At 62.7% G+C, this 16,055-nt stretch carries 17 protein-coding genes and 1 tRNA gene; 11 read left to right on the top strand and 7 right to left on the bottom strand.

Annotated elements, in window-relative coordinates; genetic code table 11:
• Positions 1-38 precede the first annotated feature (38 nt).
• From ACL9RJ_RS05695 to ACL9RJ_RS05675, 5 genes are all read left to right on the top strand, one after another.
• The gene (locus tag ACL9RJ_RS05695) at positions 39-800 is read left to right on the top strand and encodes an ABC transporter permease (RefSeq protein ID WP_017128101.1); all 762 of its coding nucleotides are present in this window, start codon (positions 39-41) and stop codon (positions 798-800) included.
• Between the two features lie 8 nt (positions 801-808).
• Positions 809-1,570, top strand: a complete 762-nt coding sequence (locus tag ACL9RJ_RS05690; RefSeq protein WP_177119212.1) for an ABC transporter permease — start codon at positions 809-811, stop codon at positions 1,568-1,570.
• A gap of 11 nt (positions 1,571-1,581) precedes the next feature.
• Positions 1,582-2,370 carry an ABC transporter ATP-binding protein gene (locus ACL9RJ_RS05685; RefSeq protein ID WP_017128099.1) on the top strand — a complete coding sequence of 263 codons (789 nt, stop codon included), beginning with the start codon at positions 1,582-1,584 and terminating at the stop codon, positions 2,368-2,370.
• 146 nt (positions 2,371-2,516) lie between these two features.
• Positions 2,517-3,119 (top strand): TetR/AcrR family transcriptional regulator, encoded by a 603-nt coding sequence (locus ACL9RJ_RS05680; RefSeq protein ID WP_017128098.1) that lies wholly within the window; start codon positions 2,517-2,519, stop codon positions 3,117-3,119.
• Between the two features lie 222 nt (positions 3,120-3,341).
• A complete protein-coding gene (locus ACL9RJ_RS05675; protein ID WP_017128097.1) occupies positions 3,342-4,031 on the top strand; it encodes a type 1 glutamine amidotransferase domain-containing protein in 690 nt (229 codons plus the stop codon).
• Positions 4,032-4,450: 419 nt separating this feature from the next.
• Here the strand turns inward: ACL9RJ_RS05675 and ACL9RJ_RS05670 are convergent.
• From ACL9RJ_RS05670 to ACL9RJ_RS05650, 5 genes are all read right to left on the bottom strand, one after another.
• Positions 4,451-4,526, bottom strand: a tRNA-Gly gene (locus tag ACL9RJ_RS05670).
• 63 nt (positions 4,527-4,589) lie between these two features.
• Positions 4,590-5,159: a CDP-diacylglycerol--glycerol-3-phosphate 3-phosphatidyltransferase gene (gene pgsA, locus ACL9RJ_RS05665; RefSeq protein ID WP_026013470.1), complete on the bottom strand. Its 570-nt coding sequence runs from the start codon at positions 5,157-5,159 to the stop codon at positions 4,590-4,592.
• Between the two features lie 32 nt (positions 5,160-5,191).
• The gene (gene uvrC / locus ACL9RJ_RS05660; RefSeq protein ID WP_017124603.1) at positions 5,192-7,015 is read right to left on the bottom strand and encodes an excinuclease ABC subunit UvrC; all 1,824 of its coding nucleotides are present in this window, start codon (positions 7,013-7,015) and stop codon (positions 5,192-5,194) included.
• A 2-nt stretch (positions 7,016-7,017) separates the two neighbouring features.
• Positions 7,018-7,656, bottom strand: a complete 639-nt coding sequence (gene gacA / locus ACL9RJ_RS05655) for a response regulator transcription factor GacA (protein WP_083875282.1) — start codon at positions 7,654-7,656, stop codon at positions 7,018-7,020.
• Positions 7,657-7,808: 152 nt separating this feature from the next.
• Positions 7,809-8,174: a helix-turn-helix domain-containing protein gene (locus tag ACL9RJ_RS05650; protein ID WP_177119210.1), complete on the bottom strand. Its 366-nt coding sequence runs from the start codon at positions 8,172-8,174 to the stop codon at positions 7,809-7,811.
• An 81-nt stretch (positions 8,175-8,255) separates the two neighbouring features.
• Here ACL9RJ_RS05650 and ACL9RJ_RS05645 point away from each other — a divergent pair, with 81 nt between their 5' ends.
• Positions 8,256-8,477, top strand: a complete 222-nt coding sequence (locus ACL9RJ_RS05645) for a DNA-binding protein (RefSeq protein WP_017124606.1) — start codon at positions 8,256-8,258, stop codon at positions 8,475-8,477.
• A gap of 74 nt (positions 8,478-8,551) precedes the next feature.
• On the opposite strand, the gene ACL9RJ_RS05640 is transcribed toward ACL9RJ_RS05645, so the two are convergent.
• A complete protein-coding gene (locus ACL9RJ_RS05640) occupies positions 8,552-9,001 on the bottom strand; it encodes a GNAT family N-acetyltransferase (RefSeq protein ID WP_083875286.1) in 450 nt (149 codons plus the stop codon).
• Positions 8,998-9,756: a carbon-nitrogen hydrolase family protein gene (locus ACL9RJ_RS05635; RefSeq protein ID WP_177119209.1), complete on the bottom strand. Its 759-nt coding sequence runs from the start codon at positions 9,754-9,756 to the stop codon at positions 8,998-9,000. Before ACL9RJ_RS05635 ends, ACL9RJ_RS05640 begins: the two co-directional genes overlap by 4 nt.
• 642 nt (positions 9,757-10,398) lie before the next feature.
• Between ACL9RJ_RS05635 and ACL9RJ_RS05630 the strand changes: the two genes are divergently transcribed.
• The 5 genes from ACL9RJ_RS05630 to ACL9RJ_RS05610 all read left to right on the top strand — a co-directional run bounded on the left by ACL9RJ_RS05630 (position 10,399) and on the right by ACL9RJ_RS05610 (position 16,055).
• On the top strand, positions 10,399-11,490 hold the full coding sequence (locus ACL9RJ_RS05630; protein ID WP_177106294.1) for a 3-deoxy-7-phosphoheptulonate synthase: 1,092 nt from the start codon (positions 10,399-10,401) through the stop codon (positions 11,488-11,490).
• A 193-nt stretch (positions 11,491-11,683) separates the two neighbouring features.
• Positions 11,684-11,965, top strand: a complete 282-nt coding sequence (locus ACL9RJ_RS05625) for a peptidylprolyl isomerase (protein ID WP_017124610.1) — start codon at positions 11,684-11,686, stop codon at positions 11,963-11,965.
• 135 nt (positions 11,966-12,100) lie between these two features.
• Positions 12,101-13,966, top strand: a complete 1,866-nt coding sequence (locus tag ACL9RJ_RS05620) for an extracellular solute-binding protein (RefSeq protein ID WP_422764996.1) — start codon at positions 12,101-12,103, stop codon at positions 13,964-13,966.
• Positions 13,966-15,033: a microcin C ABC transporter permease YejB gene (locus tag ACL9RJ_RS05615; RefSeq protein WP_017124612.1), complete on the top strand. Its 1,068-nt coding sequence runs from the start codon at positions 13,966-13,968 to the stop codon at positions 15,031-15,033. The genes ACL9RJ_RS05620 and ACL9RJ_RS05615 overlap by 1 nt, the downstream gene beginning before the upstream one ends.
• Complete coding sequence (locus ACL9RJ_RS05610; protein WP_042934677.1) at positions 15,033-16,055, top strand: ABC transporter permease; 1,023 nt, start codon at positions 15,033-15,035, stop codon at positions 16,053-16,055. Before ACL9RJ_RS05615 ends, ACL9RJ_RS05610 begins: the two co-directional genes overlap by 1 nt.

Here is a 16,055-nt window from a genome sequence, read left to right as displayed (position 1 = left end):
GCGATAGCCCCGGGGTACTTCGCCGAATAAGACCTGCCATGCGCGCCCATCGATCGTTGACCGCCCTATCCTGGCTTATCTCGCCCCTGGCCCTGCTGGCTGTCTGGGCCCTGGTCGCCCACCTGGGGATCTTCCCGCGCAACCTGCTGGTACCGCCCGCCCAGGTGCTGCAGACCTTCGGGGAATTGCTCGCCAGCGGCGAACTGCCGGAGCACCTGGGCAACAGCCTGTCGCGCCTCGGCCTGGGTTTTGGCATCGGTTCGCTGTGCGGCCTGGCCTTCGGCGTGCTGATGGCCTTGTCGAAGAATGTCGAGGTGTATTGCGGGCCGCTGTTTCACACGTTGCGCCAGATCCCCAGCATCGCCCTGATCCCGATGTTTGTGCTGCTGTTCGGTATCGATGAAACCTTCAAGATCATCATCGTCGCCAAGACCGCGTTTTTCCCGGTGGCCCTGGCGGCCGGCGAGGGGGTGCGCGGCATCCCGCGCAGTTATTTCGAAGTGGCCGACGTCTACCGCCTGCGCTGGCCGACCTTTGTGCGCCTGGTAGCCCTGCCCGCCGCCGCGCCGCCGATCATCACCGGCTTTCGCATCAGCCTGACCCGTGCCTGGGTGGTGCTGGTGGCCACGGAGCTGCTGGCGGCCGACAGCGGCCTGGGCCAGATGATTGAAATGGCCCGGCAGATGCTGCGCATCGATGTCGTGATGGTGGGCGTGGTGGTCACCGGGGTGATTGGTTTTGCCCTCGACCATGCCTTTCGCCGCCTTGAACAGCACCTCTTCCGCTGGCAGACCCGCTAGGAGCCCTCATGTTGTCTCTACTGAAAAAAACCCGTGGAGGCTTGCTGCCCCTGCTGCTGATCCTGGCGTGGGAATACGCCTCGCGCCAGGACGCCGCCGGCGCCTATGCGTTTGTGCCGCTCTCGGCGATCGCTTCGGCGCTGCTCGAGATGCTGGGTAACGGCGAACTGCTGGTCAACCTCCTGGCGAGCCTGGCACGCACCAGCAGCGGCCTGCTACTGGGCATTCTGCTCGGTGTGACGCTGGGGGTGGCGATGGCGCTTTCCGCCGTCGCCAACCGCCTGATCGGGCCACTGTTCCACTCGATTCGCCAGGTACCGATGCTCGGCTGGATTCCCCTGATTGCCATGTGGTTCGGCAATGGCGAGTTTTCCAAAGTGCTGATCGTCACCCTCGCGGCGTTTTATCCGATGGTGCTCAACACCTACCAGGGCTTCAGTCATGTCGAGCGGCGCTACCGCGAAGTCGGCCAGGTGCTGGTGTTGACCCCGCTGCAGCAGTTCACCCGGGTGCTGTTGCCCGCGGCATTGCCGAGCATCGCCACCGGGGTGTTGCAGGCCCTGGCCTTTGCCTGGGTGACCGCCATCGGCAGTGAACTGTTCCTGTCCTCAGGGGCGGGCCTGGGCAACCTGATGATGAACGCCGAGGCCGGCTCGCGCATGGAAGTGATCGTGCTCAGCGTGCTGTGCATCGGCTTGCTCGGCTACCTGATGACCCTGTTGTTTACCCTTCTGAGTCGCCACCTGCTGCGCTGGCGCAACCTCCGTTGAAAGGCCCCGACATGAATGCAATCGCCCACCATGCCCTCCATCACCACCTGCAAACAGGCGCCCTGCAGATCCGCGGCCTGAACAAGGCCTATCGGATCGAAGGCCGCTCGCTGCCGGTATTGCAGGACATCCACCTCGACGTGCGCCCTGGCGAGTTCGTCAGCATCGTCGGCGCCAGCGGCTGCGGTAAATCCACCCTGTTGCGGCTGATTGTCGGGCTGGAAGCCGAGTACGAGGGCGATATCCTGCTGGACGGCAAACGCATCGCCGCCACCAGCCTGGAACGCGGTATCGTGTTTCAGGACCATCGACTGTTTCCGTGGATGACCGTCAGCCAGAACATCGCCCTGGCCCTGAAGAACCACCCGCTGCCCCAGGCCGAGAAGGATCGCCAGGTGGCCGAGCATATCGCCCTGGTCAACCTCTCGGGCTTTGAAAACGCCTACCCGCACCAGCTTTCCGGTGGCATGGCGCAACGTGCGGCCATTGCCCGGGCGCTGATCAACAAACCCAAGGTGTTGTTGCTCGACGAGCCGCTGGGCGCCCTCGATGCGCTGACCCGCGTGCACCTGCAACGTGAGTTGCAGCGCATCTGGGCACAGCAGCGCTGCACGGTGATCATGGTGACCCACGACATCGAGGAAGCGCTGTACCTGGGCGAGCGCGTGATCGTCATGGACGCGCATCCCGGGCGGATCAAGCACCAGATCGAAGTGGACCTGCCGCATCCTCGGGATCGCACATCAGCGGTGCTGCAAGGGTACAAGGAGCAATTGCTGGAAGAGTTGGTGGGGCATTGATCAACCGCCAGGTCCTCTGGGGTTATCCGGGCTGGCTGAGGCGCCTCCTTCTATCCCGACGCCAGATACCGAAACCCCACACCGGTCGCTCCCGGCCCAGCCATAAAAACTGGTAGAGCGATCTGCCAGTGGGATAACATTTGGCCATGAGCACTTCAAAGACCCGTGAATCCTCCAGCGTTCGCCAGGAAATCCTTGATGTCGGCCAGCGCATCATGGCCGCCAAAGGTTATTCTGCCGTGGGCCTGAACGAGATTCTGGCTACCGCCGGAGTCCCGAAAGGATCCTTCTATCATTACTTCAGCTCCAAGGACGCTTTTGGCGAGGCGATCCTGGAGAGCTATTTCCACGACTACCTGGCCGATCTCGACCAGACACTCAGCCAACCCGGCCTGACGATGGCACAGCGGTTGGTGAACTATTGGCGTGCATGGCAGGACACCCAGTCCTTCCTGGATTGCCAGGGCAAGTGCCTGGCGGTGAAGCTGGGTGTCGAAGTCGCCGATCTTTCGGAGCCCATGCGTGCCGTGCTCAAGCGCGGCACGTCGGGTATCACCAGTCGACTCGGAAAAGCCATCGAGGCCGGCGTCGCGGAAGGGTCGCTACGGATCAACGCCGAGCCGGATATCGTTGCACAAAGCCTCTATCAGCTATGGCTCGGCGCCAGTGTCATGGTGAAGATTGCCAGAACCACCCAGCCCTTCGACATGGCCATGACCACCACCCGCCAGATACTCAATCTGCGCTGACTGGCGAAGGCAACGCCGATCGCGTTGCCTCTTGGCCTTGGCGACTCCGGATACAGACGCCGGCGCCGTCGCTCAGTTTCCCCCCGTCTCAGCTCTCATATTGCTCCCATGCGCCCCCTGCCCATGGCAAAAAACCATGGGGGAAAAATTTCGCAAAGAACTAGACGACTGGTCTATTAGCGATTAACGTAGCCACACATTCACCGCAAAGGAATCATCAAGATGAAAGTTCTCATGGTCCTGACCTCGCACGACACCCTCGGCAACACCGGCCGTAAAACCGGTTTCTGGCTCGAGGAACTGGCGGCGCCCTACTACACCTTTCTCGCGGCCAACGCCGAAATCGTCCTGGCCTCGCCAAAAGGCGGCCAGCCACCACTGGATCCGAAGAGCAACGAGCCGTCCTTCCAGACCGACCTGACCCGCCGTTTCGAAGCCGACGCCCGGGCGACAGCCTTGCTCGCCAACACCGTACGCCTGGACAGCGTCTCGCCAGCGGATTTCGACGCGGTCTTCTATCCGGGCGGCCACGGCCCGCTCTGGGATCTGGCCGAAGATCCGATCTCGATCCGATTGATCGAGTCGTTCCTTGCCGCCGACAAGCCTGCGGCCCTCGTCTGCCACGCTCCCGGCGTCCTGCGCCACGTGAAGAAGCCTGACGGCACACCGCTGGTCGCGGGCAAGAATGTCACCGGATTCACCAATACCGAGGAAGAAGCCGTAGGCCTCACCCATGTAGTGCCCTTCCTGGTCGAGGACGTACTGAAGGCCAACGGCGGCCTGTACTCCAAAGGCGACGACTGGGCGTCCTACGTGGTCAGCGACGGCCTGCTGATCACCGGCCAGAACCCGGCGTCGTCCAGTGAGGCCGCGAAGGTCCTGGTGGACAAACTGAACCGGAACAACGCCTGAGCCGGTCCTTGGCGGAAGACAGCCAACCTCTCCCGCCGTTGTTGATCCCCTTGCCATCCTCAGTCACCACGCCATGGGCGTGGGGCTTGGGTGCATGCCGTCCGGTGCCGTGGGAAGAAATGAAGGAATTGCACCCCGCCGCCCTTTATGGCGGCGATGCCGGGCTTCCAGCCGGTATCCGGAGGGCAAGGCCTTCGAACACTCGGTGGAGGGTTTTATCACCGGCCAGGTGTTGTTCGTGGATGCCTGACGGCACCCTTGAAGGGTTTTCAGCGTAGACAAGCAGTATCACGGCAATAACCCGTTCTACTGCCGCGACCGACTGGCTGCTGCCGTGCGAGAAACCCGTCGCGTCAACGCCAGATATAAAAAATACACAAACAAAAACGCCACTCGATTGAGTGGCGTTTTTGTGTATTTGGAGCGGGAAACGAGACTCGAACTCGCGACCCCGACCTTGGCAAGGTCGTGCTCTACCAACTGAGCTATTCCCGCGTCTTGGTGGTGCGCATTCTATAGAATCCACGCACCACGTCAACCCCTTGATTCAAAATAGTTTTATTTCTTTTCAGGATTTTCCGCATTGATCTTCAGATGCGGCCAGGCGGCCCGCAGGTACTGCACCATCGACCACAGGGTCAGGCCAGCGGCAATCATCAACAGGCTATAGCCCACCAGGACCCAGAAGCTGAAGTCCGACGGGTTGGCCAGCAGGATCACCAGCGCCAGCATCTGCGCCGCGGTTTTCCATTTGCCCATGTTCGACACGGCGACCTGCGCCCGCTCGCCCAGCTCGGCCATCCACTCGCGCAGGGCCGAAACCACGATCTCCCGCCCGATGATCACCGCCGCCGGCAGGGTCAGCCAGAGGTTGCCGTGCTCCTGCACGAGCAGCACCAGCGCCACCGCGACCATCAGCTTGTCCGCCACCGGATCGAGGAACGCCCCGAATGGCGTGCTCTGCTCCAGGCGTCGGGCCAGGTAACCGTCCAGCCAATCGGTCGCCGCGGCAAAGGCGAACACCGAACTGGCCGCCATGTAGCTCCACTGGTACGGCAGGTAGAACAGCAAAATGAAGATCGGGATAAGTAAAACGCGTAGAACGGTGATCAGATTAGGGATATTCATCGGCACAACTGGCTACGAGGTGAAGGAACATTCTACTCGCTGTGCAGACTTGCATAAATCAACTCCGCGAGCTTTTTACTGATCCCCGGTGCTTTGGCGATCTCGTCGATGCTTGCACGGGACAGCTCCTGCAATCCACCAAAATGTTTCAACAGTTCGCGGCGGCGCTTCGGCCCGACACCCGCCACCCCTTCCAGGGTCGAGGTACGGCGGGTCTTGCCCCGTCGCGCGCGGTGCCCGGTAATGGCGAAACGGTGGGCCTCGTCGCGAATCTGCTGGATCAGGTGCAGTGCCGGCGAGTCGCCCTTGAGGGTGAACTCGTGGGCGGCATCGTTGAGGTACAGGGTCTCGAAACCGGCCTTGCGCGTGGCGCCCTTGGCCACGCCCAGCAGGATCAGGTCCGGCACGGCCAGCTCGTTGAGCACATCGCGGGCCATCGACAACTGCCCCTTGCCACCGTCCACCAGCAGGATATCCGGCAACTTGCCCTCGCCGTCCTTCAGCTTGCTGAAACGCCGGGTCAGCGCCTGGTGCATCGCCGCATAGTCGTCGCCGGCGGTCACGCCCTCGATATTGTAGCGCCGGTAGTCGGACTTGATCGGCCCTTCCGGACCGAACACCACGCAAGACGCCACGGTCGCCTCGCCGCTGGAGTGGCTGATGTCGTAACACTCCAGGCGCTGCGGCGGCTCGTCCAGGTTCAGCACCTCGGCCAGTGCCTCGAAACGCGCGGCGACGTGCTGACGATTGGCCAGGCGCGCGCCCAGGGCCTGCTCGGCATTGGTCACCGCCAGTTGCTGCCAGCGCGCACGGGTGCCGCGCACCCGGTGACTGATGCTCAGCTCACGGCCGCGCAGTTCCTCGATGGCGGCGATCAGGGTCGGGAAATCCTCATGGACCACGTTGACGATCAGTTCGCTGGGCAGGTCGCGCTCGGGGCTGCTGACGAAGTACTGCCCGAGAAATGCCGCCATGACCTCGGACACGTCTTCGTCGATCCCGACCTGCGGGAAGAAGTTCTTGCTGCCCAGGACCCGCCCGCCGCGCACGCTGATCAGGTGCACGCAGGCGCCGCCCGGGTTGACGAACGCGGCGATGACATCGACATCGCCGGTACCGCCTTCCATGCTCTGCTGGTCCTGTACCCGCCGCAGCAGCGAGATCTGGTCGCGCAACTCGGCCGCCCGCTCGAAATCCAGGGTACTGGCCGCCTGCTCCATGCCGGCATTGAGTTCGTCGGTCAGGGCGTTGCTGCGCCCCTCCAGGAACATCACCGAATGGCGCACGTCCTCGGCGTATTCCTGCGGCTCCACCAGCCCGACGCAAGGCGCCTTGCAGCGCTTGATCTGGTACTGCAGGCACGGGCGCGTGCGGTTCTTGTAGTAGCTGTCCTCGCACTGGCGCACGTGAAAGGTCTTTTGCAGCAGCGCCAGGCTTTCGCGAATCGCCCCGGCACTCGGATAGGGCCCGAAGTACTTGCCCTTGAGCTTCTTCGCCCCACGGTGAATGCTCAGGCGCGGGTAATCGCCGTCCGAGAGAAACACGTAGGGATAGGATTTGTCGTCGCGCAGCAGGATGTTGTACGGCGGCCGCCATTCCTTGATCAGCGTCTGCTCGAGCAGCAACGCCTCGGTTTCGTTGGCGGTGATGGTGGTTTCCACCTGGGCGATACGCCCCACCAGGGCCGCGGTCTTCGCCGTGAGGCCGGCCTTGCGGAAATAGCTGGCGAGGCGATTCTTCAGGTTCTTGGCCTTGCCCACGTAAAGCAGGCGCGCATCGCTGTCGAACATGCGATACACACCGGGACGGCCGCTGCAGGTGGAAAGAAAAGCGCTTGAATCGAACAGGTCAGTCATTGTCAGCCGGCATCGACCATGCCGTGGCGAACCGCCAGGAGCGTCAACTCGACATCACTGCTGACCGACAGCTTCTCGAAAATCCGATAACGGTAAGTGTTCACGGTTTTCGGCGACAGGCACAACTTGTCCGAGATGATCTGCACCTTCTGGCAACCGACGATCATCAGGGCAATCTGGATTTCCCGCTCGGACAGGGCATCGAACGGCGAATCGCTGGCCGGCTGGAAGGACTTGAGCGCCAACTGCTGGGCAATTTGCGGGCTGATGTAGCGTTGCCCGGCAAACACCAGGCGAATCGCCTGGACCATTTCCGCCAATCCTGCCCCTTTGGTCAGGTAACCGGCGGCACCGGCTTGCAGCAGGCGTGTCGGAAATGGGTCTTCCTCGCACACGGTGACCGCCACGACCTTGATGTCAGGGTGGCTGCGCAGCAATTTACGTGTGGCTTCAAGACCGCCGATGCCCGGCATCTTGACGTCCATCAACACTACATCTGGCTTGAGTTCCCGCGTTTTCAGCAGGGCTTCCTCGCCCGACTCCGCCTGGCCTACGACCTGCAGGCCATCGATGTCGGCGAGCATCCGAGTAATGCCTGTACGCACAAGATCATGGTCATCGACAACTAGCACCCTAATCAAGCAGACACCTCGCGAATATGGTCTTATCAGGTTATTGAACACCTTAGCAAAAAACCGGCGGCCTGACCTAGCTGCAAGCGTCACATAAGAGTGTCAATGCGCTATAAGCCTCTGCGGGGGTCGCAAACGCTTGCGATCAATAGAGGAATGACTCAGGAGTCGCCCGGTCCCTTGTGGCCCTTGGTGCCATAGGGGGCAATGGCTTCGGCCAGGGTCGTGGTCAACTGGCTGATCGCTTCCTGGTCTGCCTTGCGCAGCGTGCGGTAGCTGCCCAGGACTTTTTCTTCGTTGGAGTTGAGGTTGTCCACCAGCGTGGGAGTCCGGTTGCCGGTGAGAACATACAGCACATCGACGCCTCGCTCGGCCACGCGCGACAAATAGTCCGCCTTCGGCGCGCGATCACCGCTTTCATATTTACCCTGGGCGTTGGCCTCAACGCCTCCGATTTCACCAAAAGCCTTCTGCGACAATCCAAGTCGCTCCCTCTCTTGCCGCAATCGCGAACCAATTCCATTCATTTGGATGTAAGATTCCACTCTAAGCACCCCTAAGGGTGGTACACTCAACAAGATTTAAACAAAATTGAACGGTTTTGAACTATGCCCGGTATTCGCACCGCCGCACAAGCCAAGGCTTGGCTGGAACATCAAGGGAAATCGGTTCAGGAGTTTGCGCGCGAGCATGGCGTCGACCCGGCAACCACCTATCAAGTGCTCGCTGGGCGAAAAAAGGGACGGCGTGGGGAAGCCCATAAGGTCGCGGTCCTGCTGGGCATGAAAGACGGCATCATCCTGGAAGCCGGCAGCCAGGCCAGCGAGTAAACCGGCCTGCTCGAGCCAGTATGCGCCTCAAAACATCGAGGGGTAGGTTTAATCCGAAAACACTGTCAGCCGAATCAAGACCGCGCTTTCAAGGCTGTCGCGCTCATGCGAAAAAAGCATTCATCTTCCCCCACGATCTCCAGCCCCATACGCTGATAGAGCTGCCTTGCGGGATTGCTCTTGAAGACGGTCAGCCGCATCTCCGGGCGCCCCTCCCTGAAGGCGATATCACGGGCCTGGGCAATCAACCAGCTACCCAAACCCTGCCCTCGCCCCGCCTCGACCAGTTGCAGCTCCCGTATATAGAGGGCTCTCGGGTCCCGGCTGAAACTGACGAACCCCAGGACGTCCTCCCCTTCGCACAACAAGGCGTTCTGTCGCCCCGCCCATGCCACGTCAAAGGCCTCTTCCTGCCAGAGCAGATCGTACTCGCAGTAATACGTCATCATGTTGCGGCGTGTCAGCGACCGGGCAAACTCCAGGTCGACATCGGTCGCCGGTCGAAAACGCCAGTCCCGTTTCACCATCCCGAAACCTCCACCACCTCGCCACGCCAGTGACCGGCAACACGTCGCCCGATCACCAGCGCATCCCCCGTCCCGGCCGCGGCAACCACCTGTTGCCCGTCTTCCGCCCAGATCGCACTGCGCCCGGCCGACTCCCAGCCGCCAGTGACCCCGCCATGGTTGGCCATCAACACCGCCATGGCATGTTCACGGGCATACCCTTCCAGCAACGCGGTATCCGGTGCATAGCCATTGCCGGTGATCAAGACACCGGCTGCATACAGGTTAGCGCCAGATTGCGCGGCATGGCGGGCATGGCTGGCGTGGGAAAAGTCGGCACAGACTGACAGAGCGACGGTGTCGTCGCCGATGGACAGGGTGGCGCCACCCGTTCCTGGGGCAAAGGCCTGCTCTTCGCCATCATGCAGGTGCTGCTTGCTGTAGACCTGCTGGGAGCCATCGGCCTTGAAGGTCAGCGCGCCGATCAGCACCGGCCCGCCGGCGGACAGGCGAATCGGCATGCCGACCACGGTCACCAGGCGCAGCTCGCGCGCCAGGTCCCGCAAGGGTTGCAGGACAGCCGCGTCCGGCGCGATCGCCAGGGCACCGGCCAGGCTGCGCTCATAACCGGTGAGGGACAGTTCGGGAAAGACCAGCAACTCCACGCCCTGCTCCGCCGCCTGCTGCATGAAGCGCAGGTGCCGGCGGATATTGCCCGGCAGGTCGCCGGCGAGGGAAAAGGACTGGGCGGCGGCAACGGTCAGGGTGGTCATGGTCGGGCCTGATAATCGGATCAGAAAAGTCCGACAAGTGTGTCATAAAGGTTTACGGCATTTAACCCATAGCGACTGCACGACCCGGTCCATAGAAATTTCTGATTGAACAGGTTCCCACCCGTCGAGTAAGCTCGGTCACATTCCATCGGAGACACACCATGCATCCTGTTCATTCCACGCCTTGCCAGACTGTCAGCGCCCCGCGCTTGCCAGCGGCTGCGCGGATGAATGGCACCCGTGCATCCGCAGGTTTTTATTTTGGGTATTGGTTTAGCCACTGGCGCGCCTGATACCCAACCGGCGCCCACTACTCAAGGGGTCGCCTACCAGAGAATTCTCAACCCCCGGTCGGCCTCCCGACCGGGGGTTTTGTTTTTTCAGCGCACTGCTTTTTTCAACAGACTGCTCAACCAGACATTTTGAATCGAGGAATACCGACATGAACTACGCCACCTGCTACCGCTACGAACTCACCACCGCCTGGCGATTTAGCAACCTCCGCTCGGGACAGCTCGCCGCCTCCGAACGGTCACGCACAGGTGGCAAGCACACACTCGTAGCCAATCCGGCCGCTGATTGTCGAACACCCCAGTAGGGCCGCGCGCGGGAAGACCCGCCGCCTGCCCAGGAAGCCCGAACATGAATTCGTCACTCTCTGCACTGCCACTGTCCACCCTGTCGTCCGCCAACGAGCCGCTGACCCAGCGCTTGCCCAGCGCCCTGCAGCTCAAGCAACACCTGCCGCTCAATACAACGCTGGGCGACCAGGTCGCCAGCCACCGCCAGGCGGTGCGCGCCATCCTCGACGGTGAAGACCCGCGCCTGCTGGTGATCGTCGGTCCCTGTTCGATCCACGACCCGCAATCGGCCCTCGAATACGCCGGACACCTGGCCAACCTGGCGAACGACGTCAGCGACCAGATGCTCCTGGTGATGCGCGCCTACATCGAAAAACCGCGCACCACCGTCGGCTGGAAAGGCCTGGCCTACGACCCGCACCTGGATGGCAGCGACGATATGGCCGGCGGCCTGGCGCTGTCCCGCGAGCTGATGCGTGAAATGCTGCGCATGGGCCTGCCGATTGCCACCGAACTGCTGCAGCCCATGGCCGCCAGCTACTTCGACGACCTGCTGAGCTGGGTCGCGATCGGCGCCCGTACCACCGAATCGCAGATCCACCGGGAAATGGCCAGCGGCTTGCCGATGCCCGTGGGCTTCAAGAACGGCACCGATGGCGGTGTCGGCATCGCCGGTGATGCCATGCGCTCGGCTGCGCATCCGCACCGGCACTTCGGCGTCGACGGCCAGGGCCACCCGGCGATCATCCAGACCGCCGGCAACCGCGACACCCACCTGGTGCTGCGCGGCGGCCATCGCGGCCCGAACTACGACGCCCACAGCGTCGCCCAGGTCAGGGCAGGCCTGGAGAAGCAGGCCATTCCCGTACGGATGATGGTCGACTGCAGCCACGCCAACAGCGGCAAGGACCCGCTGCGCCAGCCGGCGGTGTTCGCCGATGTGCTGGAACAGCGCCTGCAGGGCGATCGCTCGCTGATCGGGATGATGCTGGAGAGTCACCTGTTCGAAGGCTGCCAGCCGTTGAGCGGCACCTTGAAATACGGCGTGTCGATCACCGACGGCTGCCTGGGCTGGGAGGCCACGGAGCAACTGCTGCGCGGCGCCGCCGAGCGCTTGCGCCAGCCGCATGCGGCCACGGCGGTGGTGGCCTGACCTGTGGGAGCGGGCTTGCCGGAACACCGGCCTCCCGCGAACAAAGGCACACCTGCTGACCTGTGGGAGCGGGCTTGCCCGCGAATAAAGGGCACACCAGTTGACCTGACACGCCGCGCCAAAGGAACTTTTGCCAGGAAAAAGCGGCCTGAATCCGGTAGGCTCAGCACTTTATTGAAAGGAGTATCTCCCCATGGCCAAAGCCACTGCCCGTCACATCCTGGTTGCCACTGAAGCCAAGTGCAATGAACTCAAGGCCCAGATCGAAGGCGGCGCCGATTTCGCAGAGGTCGCCAAGGCGAACTCGACCTGCCCTTCCAGCCGTCAAGGCGGTGACCTGGGCTCCTTCGGTCCTGGCCAGATGGTCAAGGAATTCGACACCGTGGTCTTCAGCGCCCCGGTCAACACCGTGCAAGGCCCGGTCAAGACCCAGTTCGGCTACCACCTGCTGGAAGTCACCAGCCGCCAGGACTGATCCGCCTGCGCGTTGCTGATATGAAACGGCCCACTTCTGCGTGGGCCGTTTCGTATCCGCCGCACAGACTTGGCTGGCCTGAAAGGCCCGTGTAGCGTACAACCCTGATACTTCGAACCGTCTTCAAGGCTGATGATGCGACTGGCTCTATCCCTGACATTTACCGTCCTGGCCCTGTTTACGGGGACACAGGCCTACGCCGCCCCCGCGCAACACGCACTGACGGTCTACGGCGAACCGGCCAAGTACCCGGCCGGCTTCAGCCACTTCGACTACGCCAATCCCAATGCCCCCAAGGGCGGCAGCCTGAAGCGCTCGGCCATCGAGATCGGCCAGTTCGACCATGTGCTGCCGTATATCGACAAAGGCATCGGCGTCTCCCAGGTCGACGGCTGGATCTACTCGCCGCTGGCGGTGCGTTCCCTCGACGAGCCCTATACCGTCTACGGCCTGGTCGCGGAAAAGATGCAGCGCTCCGATGACGGCCTGTCCCTGCGCTTCTTCCTCAATCCCAAGGCGCGCTTCGCCGATAACACACCGATCACCGCCGAAGACGTGCGCTATACCTTCAATCTGCTGATGAGCGAAGGCAGCCTGAGCTATCGCCTGCAGTTCGAAGGAATCAAGGACGTCGAGGTCGAATCGCCGACCCAGGTCCGCTTCGATTTCAAGAACACCGAGAACCGCTCCCTGCCCCTGGATATCGCGACCCTGCCGGTGCTCCCGGAGCACTGGTGGAAGACCCGCGACTTCGCCGATGGCGGCGGCTACGAAGCACCGCTGGGCAGTGGCCCGTACCGGGTCGGCAAGGTCGACTCCGGCCGCAGCATCACCTTTATCCGCAACGCCGACTGGTGGGGCAAGGACCTGCCGGTCAATCGCGGCCTGTACAACTTCGACCGCTTCAGCATCGAATACTTCGGCGACACCGATGTGGCCCGCCAGGTGCTGCGCGGCGGCGCCTACGACTACAACCGCGAATTCTCCGCCACCGCCTACTCCATCGGCTACGACAGCCCGGCCCTGAGCGACGGGCGCCTGCAAAAGGCCCACCTGGCCCAGGAATCGCCGCAACCGGCCCAGGGCTACGTGTTCAACCTGCAGAAGCCGCTGTTCCAGGATCGCCGCGTGCGCCAGGCCCTGGCCATGCTCTGGGACTTCGAGTGGAGCAACCGGCAGATGATGCGCAACATGTACCTGCGCCAGCAGAGCTTCTTCTCCAATACCCCGCTGGCGGCCCGTGAACTGCCCGACCAGGCCGAACTGGCGATCCTCGAACCGCTGCGCGGACAGATCCCCGACGAAGTCTTCACCCAGGTCTTCGAGGCACCGAAGACCGATGCCAGCGGCAACCTGCGGGACAAACAGTTGCAGGCCCTGGCGCTGCTGGAACAGGCCGGCTGGAAACCCGATGGCGACCAGTTGGTCAATGCCCAGGGCGAACCGCTGAGCTTCACCTTCCTCAATGCCCAGAACGGCATGGAACGCCTGCTCCTGCCCTACAAGCGCAACCTGGCACAAATCGGCATCCGCATGGATATCCGCCGCATCGATGCCTCGCAGTACGTCAACCGCCTCAAGGCCCGCGACTACGACATGATCGTCAGCGGCTATCCGGTCAGCACCTCGCCCGGTATCGAGCTGTACAACTTCTTCGGCTCCTCGGCGGCCAACGATCCCGGCTCGAACAACTTCATGGCCCTGCAGAACCCCGCCGTGGACAGCCTGATCACCGGCCTGATCAAGTCCGACACGCAAAAGCAGATGCTCAGCTACGCCCATGCCCTGGACCGGGTGCTGCAATGGAACTACTACTGGATTCCCAACTATTACCCGCCGGGCATCTCGACGGTCTGGTGGAACCGCTTCGGCATTCCAGCGGTGCAGGCCAGCAATGACGCCGCCGTCGAAACCTGGTGGGAAGTCAGCCCGACACCGCTGACCAACGAGCAGATGACCGCCGAGCTGATCAAGCGCGGCCAGAGCGGAGGACGCCACTGATGCCGGCTTATATCCTGCGGCGCCTGCTGCTGATCATTCCGACGCTGTTGATGATCCTGCTGGTCAATTTCGTGATCGTCCAGGCCGCGCCCGGCGGCCCGGTGGAACAGGCCATCGCCCGCCTGCAGGGGCTGGGCGGCGGTGCTGGCGGCGCCATCGGGGGCGGCGGTGACGCCCCGCACGGTTCGTCCAGGGCCAGTCGCGGCCTCGACCCGAAACTGATCGCCGATATCGAACGCCAGTACGGCTTCGACAAGCCGGCGCCGCAGCGTTTCTGGCTGATGCTCAAGAGCTACGCCAGCCTGGATTTCGGCAAGAGCTTCTTCCGCGGCGCCCAGGTCACCGACCTGATCCTGGAAAAGATGCCGGTAACCATTTCCCTCGGCCTCTGGGCGACGCTGATCACCTACCTGGTGTCGATCCCCCTGGGCATCCGCAAGGCCATCAGCCACGGCAGTCGCTTCGATATCTGGAGCAGCACGGCGATTGTCCTCGGCTACGCCATGCCGGCCTTCCTGTTCGCCATGCTGCTGATCGTGACCTTTGCCGGCGGCACTTCACTGAACTGGTTTCCGGTGCGCGGCCTGGTCTCGGACAACTTCGACCAGCTGTCGACCCTGGGCAAGATCGCCGACTACTTCTGGCACCTGGTGCTGCCGGTCAGCTCGCTGGTGATCGGCGGTTTCGCCACCCTGACCATCCTGACCAAGAACTCCTTCCTCAACGAGATCACCCGCCAGTACGTGGTCACCGCCCGGGCCAAGGGCCTGAGCGAACGGCGCGTGCTCTACGGCCACGTGTTCCGCAACGCCATGCTGCTGGTGGTTTCGGGGATTCCCCAGGCCTTTATCAGCGTGTTCTTCGCCGGTTCCCTGCTGATCGAGGTGATCTTCTCCCTCGACGGTCTCGGCCGCATGAGCTACGAAGCGGCGGTGTCACGGGACTACCCGGTGGTGTTCGGTTCGCTGTTCATCTTCACCCTGTTCGGCCTGCTGATAAAACTGGTCGGTGACCTCTGCTACACCCTGGTCGACCCGCGTATCGACTTCGCCGCGAGGAACGCCTGATGCTCAGACTTTCTCCCGTGAGCCGGCGTCGCTTCGACCGCTTCAAGGCCAATCGCCGTGGCTGGTGGTCGCTGTGGCTGTTCGCCGCACTGTTCGTCCTGAGCCTGGGCGGCGAACTGATCGCCAACGACAAGCCCCTGGTACTCAACTACCAGGGCTCGCTGTACTTCCCGGTGTTCAAGCGCTACACCGAACAGGAGTTCGGCGGCCAGTTGCCGTTCCAGGCCGACTACCGCAGCGACTACGTGCGCCAGCTGATAACCAGGGACGGCGGCTGGATGCTGTTCCCACCGATTCCGTTCAGTGCCGACACCCCCAACTACGACCTCAACAAGCCGGCCCCCAGCCCACCGACCGCGGTGAACTGGCTGGGCACCGACGACCAGGCCCGCGACGTGCTGGCGCGGGTGATCTTCGGTGCGCGGGTGTCGATCCTGTTCGCCCTGGCCCTGACCGCCATCAGCGCATTGATCGGTATCGCCGCCGGCGCGCTGCAGGGCTACTACGGTGGCTGGGTCGACCTGCTCGGCCAGCGCGTACTGGAAGTCTGGTCCGGGTTGCCGGTGCTCTACCTGCTGATCATCCTGTCGGGATTTGTCGAGCCGAATTTCTGGTGGCTGCTGGGGATCATGGCGCTGTTCTCCTGGCTGGCCCTGGTCGACGTGGTGCGCGCCGAGTTCCTCCGTGGCCGCAACCTGGAGTACGTCAAGGCTGCCCGCGCCCTGGGCCTGAGCGACCGCAAGATCATCCTGCGGCATATCCTGCCCAACGCCATGAACGCGACCCTGAGCTACCTGCCGTTCATTCTCACCGGCGCCATCTCGACCCTCACGGCCCTGGACTTCCTCGGTTTCGGCATGCCCGCCGGCAGTGCTTCGCTGGGCGAACTGATCGGCCAGGGCAAACAGAACCTGCAAGCCCCGTGGCTGGGATTCACCGCCTTTTTCACCCTGGCGCTGATCCTTTCGCTGCTGGTCTTTATCGGCGAGGCGTTGCGCGATGCCTTCGACCCCCGTTCATGA

Origin of the sequence: Pseudomonas sp. Mn2068, from assembly GCF_049319725.1 — a bacterium.
Taxonomy (GTDB): Bacteria; Pseudomonadota; Gammaproteobacteria; order Pseudomonadales; family Pseudomonadaceae; genus Aquipseudomonas; species Aquipseudomonas gingeri.
The sequence above is the reverse complement of the archived record's forward strand: the minus strand, read 5'-3'. Positions and strand labels throughout refer to the sequence as shown.